Here is a 5,998-nt window from a genome sequence, read left to right as displayed (position 1 = left end):
CGTAACATATTGAAAACCACGCAGAAGAAAAAAAAGGCACAGAAAAACGAAAAAAACTTAAAAAAATCCATTGCGGAACGGGAAAAGGGCAGTATGTTTGCAGCCGCTAAAAACGGCAGTAGCTGTTGGAGGCAAACGTTCATAGACAGGTTGGGTATTTTGGTTTCCGGGCGGCAAAGACGCCCCGAAAAACAGACCGAAAAAAAATATCAAAAAACTATTGTGGATTAAAAAAAAGCATCGTAGGTTTGCAGCCGCTAAAAAGGGCAGTGGCCAACGAAGCGAAGTTCATAAATAGTCCAGGGGTATCAAGGTTTGGGTTTCGAAAAAAAACTTTCAAAAAAAATACCGAAACTATTGTGGGGTTAAAAAAAGGGTTTTATATTTGCACCCGCTTAGCAAGGAAACGAGCTGAGAAAAGAAAGAAACAAGTTCATAAACATATTGAATTGACAGCGTAAGATCGAGCCGGAAACGGCGAAGATCGACAAAGAGAACAAACCATTTTGAGTACTAGAAATTCCGATTAGTTGTTAACAAGGACATTTAAATGTCCAATACAAATTAACGATGAAGAGTTTGATCCTGGCTCAGGATGAACGCTAGCGGCAGGCCTAACACATGCAAGTCGAGGGGTAGAAAGAGCTTGCTTTTTTGAGACCGGCGCACGGGTGCGTAACGCGTATACAATCTGCCTCTTACTGCGGGATAGCCCAGAGAAATTTGGATTAACACCGCATAGTATAACAGCTTGGCATCAAGTTGCTATTAAAGGTTACGGTAAGAGATGAGTATGCGTTCTATTAGCTAGATGGAGTGGTAACGGCACACCATGGCAACGATAGATAGGGGCCCTGAGAGGGGGATCCCCCACACTGGTACTGAGACACGGACCAGACTCCTACGGGAGGCAGCAGTGAGGAATATTGGACAATGGGCGAAAGCCTGATCCAGCCATGCCGCGTGCAGGAAGACTGCCCTATGGGTTGTAAACTGCTTTTGTACGGGAAGAAACACTGCCACGTGTGGCAGCTTGACGGTACCGTAAGAATAAGGATCGGCTAACTCCGTGCCAGCAGCCGCGGTAATACGGAGGATCCAAGCGTTATCCGGAATCATTGGGTTTAAAGGGTCCGTAGGTGGATGGTTAAGTCAGAGGTGAAATCCTGCAGCTCAACTGTAGAATTGCCTTTGATACTGGCTATCTTGAATCAATGTGAAGTGGTTAGAATATGTAGTGTAGCGGTGAAATGCATAGATATTACATAGAATACCAATTGCGAAGGCAGATCACTAACATTGCATTGACACTGATGGACGAAAGCGTGGGGAGCGAACAGGATTAGATACCCTGGTAGTCCACGCCGTAAACGATGGATACTAGCTGTTCGGGTTTACCTGAGTGGCTAAGCGAAAGTGATAAGTATCCCACCTGGGGAGTACGGGCGCAAGCCTGAAACTCAAAGGAATTGACGGGGGCCCGCACAAGCGGTGGAGCATGTGGTTTAATTCGATGATACGCGAGGAACCTTACCAGGGCTTAAATGTAAGTTGCATTAGCTAGAGATAGCTATTTCTTCGGACCACTTACAAGGTGCTGCATGGTTGTCGTCAGCTCGTGCCGTGAGGTGTCAGGTTAAGTCCTATAACGAGCGCAACCCCTGTTGTTAGTTGCCAGCGAGTGAAGTCGGGAACTCTAGCAAGACTGCCAGTGCAAACTGTGAGGAAGGTGGGGATGACGTCAAATCATCACGGCCCTTACGTCCTGGGCTACACACGTGCTACAATGGTAGGGACAGAGAGCAGCCACTGGGCGACCAGGAGCGAATCTACAAACCCTATCACAGTTCGGATCGGAGTCTGCAACTCGACTCCGTGAAGCTGGAATCGCTAGTAATCGCATATCAGCCATGATGCGGTGAATACGTTCCCGGGCCTTGTACACACCGCCCGTCAAGCCATGGAAGCTGGGAGTGCCTGAAGTCCGTCACCGCAAGGAGCGGCCTAGGGTAAAATCGGTAACTAGGGCTAAGTCGTAACAAGGTAGCCGTACCGGAAGGTGCGGCTGGAACACCTCCTTTCTAGAGAAAGACGATTAAAAGGAAATACAAAAAACTAAGAAAAGATTAGTTTGTTCTCATTGCTGTTAATTTAAAAAATAAGTCACCAGGATACGGTGGTCGGTAAATTCATTTGCCGAAGACTGAAAACTAACGACTATAAACAGTCTCATAGCTCAGCTGGTTAGAGCGCTACACTGATAATGTAGAGGTCGGCAGTTCGAGTCTGCCTGAGACTACAATCCCCCAACCCCCGAAGGGGGCAAAAAACAGGGGAACGTTCATAACATACTGAAAGGAAATTCTAGAGCAGAGGATTCAACATTCGTAATTCTGAATTCGAAATTCCGGATTCCACAATGGGGGATTAGCTCAGCTGGCTAGAGCGCCTGCCTTGCACGCAGGAGGTCATCGGTTCGACTCCGATATTCTCCACGACTCAGTGCCAGTCGCGGTTTGCGGTAAGCAGTTTAGACTGTTAACTGGATACTGAGACTGCCAACTGGAAAACGTTCATTGACATATTGAAAAAAGATACATGAAAATTAAGATTGGATTAGTCCGGTCTTAAATAACAATTTAGATTGGTTGGAATCACATCGAGCGATATCCAATTGATCAAAAAACGTTTGGTTTATGAGGTGTAGGAAACATTGATAGGTATTTATACATGTCAATGGGACCGAAAATTGTAGATCGGACAGTAACTCATTAAAAAAGCAAAAAGTACAATAAGCTAAATAAGGGCGTATGGGGAATGCCTAGGCTCTCAGAGGCGATGAAGGACGTGATAAGCTGCGAAAAGCTGCGGGGATCGGCACACACGATTTGATCCGCAGATATCCGAATGGGGCAACCCACCATGTTGAAGACATGGTATCCGCAAGGAGGCAAACCCGGGGAACTGAAACATCTAAGTACCCGGAGGAGAAGAAAACAATAGTGATTCCGTTAGTAGTGGCGAGCGAACGCGGACTAGCCCAAACCAAATTTGTTACGGCAAGTTTGGGGTTGTAGGACCACGATATTCGAAACAGGATGAACTAGAACCCTTTGGAAAGAGGGGCCATAGACGGTGATAGCCCGGTATAGGTAAAGAATGTCGAGATAGTGGTATCCTGAGTAGTGCGGGACACGAGTAATCCTGTATGAAACAGTCGGGACCATCCGATAAGGCTAAATACTCCTGAGAGACCGATAGTGAACTAGTACCGTGAGGGAAAGGTGAAAAGAACCCTGAATAAGGGAGTGAAACAGAACCTGAAACCATACGCTTACAAGCGGTCGGAGCCCTTTGGGGTGACGGCGTGCCTTTTGCATAATGAGCCTACGAGTTACCGTTGCTGGCAAGGTTAAGTGATTAAGTCACGGATCCGTAGCGAAAGCGAGTCTGAACAGGGCGCTTTAGTCAGTAGCGGTAGACGCGAAACCGTGTGATCTACCCATGGGCAGGCTGAAGCTGTAGTAACATACAGTGGAGGGCCGAACCGGTTGACGTTGAAAAGTCTTCGGATGACCTGTGGGTAGGGGTGAAAGGCCAATCAAACTCGGAAATAGCTCGTACTCCCCGAAATGCATTTAGGTGCAGCGTTGATCCATAGTTTTATAGAGGTAGAGCTACTGATTGGATGCGGGGGCTTCACCGCCTACCAATTCCTGACAAACTCCGAATGCTATAAAACGTTAATCAGCAGTGAGGGCATGGGTGCTAAGGTCCATGTCCGAAAGGGAAAGAACCCAGACCATCAGCTAAGGTCCCAAAATATATGTTAAGTTGAAATAACGAGGTTGAACTGCTTAGACAGCTAGGATGTTGGCTTGGAAGCAGCCATTCATTTAAAGAGTGCGTAACAGCTCACTAGTCGAGCGGTTCGGCATGGATAATAATCGGGCATAAACATATTACCGAAGCTATGGGATAGAAATATCGGTAGGGGAGCATTGTAGTGTCGTCGAAGGTGTGCTGTGAGGCATGCTGGAGAAGCTACAAAAGAAAATGTAGGCATAAGTAACGATAATGCGGGCGAGAAACCCGCACACCGAAAGACTAAGGTTTCCTCAGCTATGCTAATCAGCTGAGGGTTAGTCGGGACCTAACGCGAACCCGAAAGGGGCAGTGGATGGACAACGGGTTAATATTCCCGTACCCGCTCTCAACAAAAGTGACGGAGGCGTAAATTTGGTGCGGACTGACGGAATAGTCCGTTGAAGCCAGTGGCAACACGGCGATAGTACACTGAGGCCTCGGCCAAGGTGATAATCCAGAGTAGCGACTTCCAAGAAAAGCGAGAGAAGCGGCCCGTACCCTAAACCGACACAGGTAGTTGGGATGAGAATTCTAAGGTGCTCGAGAGATTCATGGCTAAGGAATTAGGCAAAATAGACTCGTAACTTCGGGAGAAGAGTCGCCACCCTTCGGGGTGGCCGCAGTGAAAAGGTCCAGGCGACTGTTTATCAAAAACACAGGGCTATGCTAAATCGAAAGATGACGTATATGGCCTGACACCTGCCCGGTGCTGGAAGGTTAAGTGGAGGGCTTAGCAGCAATGCGAAGGTCTTAAATGAAGCCCCAGTAAACGGCGGCCGTAACTATAACGGTCCTAAGGTAGCGAAATTCCTTGTCGGGTAAGTTCCGACCTGCACGAATGGTGCAACGATCTGGACACTGTCTCAGCCATGAGCTCGGTGAAATTGTAGTATCGGTGAAGATGCCGATTACCCGCTGTGGGACGAAAAGACCCCGTGCACCTTTACTATAGCTTAGTATTGGTTTTGGACAAGTAATGTGTAGGATAGGTGGGAGACTTTGAAGCGGCGTCGCCAGGCGTTGTGGAGTCATTGTTGAAATACCACCCTTTGCTTGTCTAGAGTCTAACCCTTGAACAAAGGGGACAGTGCTTGGTGGGTAGTTTGACTGGGGTGGTCGCCTCCAAAAGAGTAACGGAGGCTTCTAAAGGTACCCTCAGCACGCTTGGTAACCGTGCGTAGAGTGCAATGGCATAAGGGTGCTTGACTGAGAGACCTACAAGTCGATCAGGTTGGAAACAAGAGCATAGTGATCCGGTGGTTCCGCATGGAAGGGCCATCGCTCAAAGGATAAAAGGTACGCCGGGGATAACAGGCTGATCTCCCCCAAGAGCTCATATCGACGGGGGGGTTTGGCACCTCGATGTCGGCTCGTCACATCCTGGGGCTGGAGAAGGTCCCAAGGGTTGGGCTGTTCGCCCATTAAAGTGGCACGCGAGCTGGGTTCAGAACGTCGTGAGACAGTTCGGTCTCTATCTACAGTGGGCGCTAGAAATTTGAGTGGATCTGACCCTAGTACGAGAGGACCGGGTTGGACGAACCTCTGGTGTATCTGTTGTTCCGCCAGGAGCACTGCAGAGTAGCTACGTTCGGAAGGGATAAGCGCTGAAAGCATATAAGCGCGAAACCCACCACAAGATGAGATTTCTTTAAAGGGTCGTGGGAGATGACCACGTTGATAGGCTATAGGTGTATGGGCAGTAATGTCAGAGCCGAGTAGTACTAATAACCCATAGGCTTATTGTACGCCTGTTTTTTTATAAAGTTCAATGGATTGCTTACAAATTTCATGTACAGAGGCAGAAAATGCCCTTTTTTCAATATGTTAAGATATTTGTCCATCGAAACGATGGACGCTGGAAGCTAAAGGTATAAAAGACCGATAGCGAACAGCTATGACTTAAGGTGGTTATAGCGACGGGGCTCACCTCTTACCATTCCGAACAGAGAAGTTAAGCCCGTTAGCGCCGATGGTACTGCATTGTGGGAGAGTAGGTCGTTGCCTTTTTTGGAAGCCCTTCATAGAAATATGGAGGGCTTTTTTTGTGCGCTATGGCGGACCCATGACCGTTGCCGCTTTATAAGGAATTTAGGGGACCATGCCTTAAACTTGTGGGTTCAATCAAAAATTC

Annotated in this window: 1 protein-coding gene, 2 tRNA genes and 3 rRNA genes; all 6 read left to right on the top strand. The window is 47.9% G+C overall.

Going from position 1 to position 5,998, the window contains the following annotated elements:
* Window positions 1-231, top strand: a 231-nt coding sequence (locus ACGLWY_RS18585) for a hypothetical protein (protein ID WP_396621176.1), incomplete at its 5' end; no start/stop codon positions are given.
* Window positions 232-567: 336 nt separating this feature from the next.
* A 16S ribosomal RNA gene (locus tag ACGLWY_RS18580) occupies window positions 568-2,081 on the top strand.
* Window positions 2,082-2,225: 144 nt separating this feature from the next.
* Window positions 2,226-2,299, top strand: a tRNA-Ile gene (locus ACGLWY_RS18575).
* Window positions 2,300-2,421: 122 nt separating this feature from the next.
* A tRNA-Ala gene (locus ACGLWY_RS18570) sits at window positions 2,422-2,495 on the top strand.
* A 294-nt stretch (window positions 2,496-2,789) separates the two neighbouring features.
* A 23S ribosomal RNA gene (locus tag ACGLWY_RS18565) occupies window positions 2,790-5,612 on the top strand.
* Between the two features lie 155 nt (window positions 5,613-5,767).
* Window positions 5,768-5,874: ribosomal RNA gene (gene rrf / locus ACGLWY_RS18560) — 5S ribosomal RNA — on the top strand.
* Together the 16S, 23S and 5S rRNA genes with 2 tRNA genes alongside form the textbook arrangement of a ribosomal RNA operon.
* Window positions 5,875-5,998: the final 124 nt, after the last annotated feature.

This window comes from Mariniflexile sp. HMF6888, assembly GCF_044335535.1.
Taxonomy (GTDB): domain Bacteria; phylum Bacteroidota; class Bacteroidia; order Flavobacteriales; family Flavobacteriaceae; genus Mariniflexile.
Note: the sequence above shows the minus strand (reverse complement) of the source record. Positions and strands in the feature narration are given on the sequence as shown.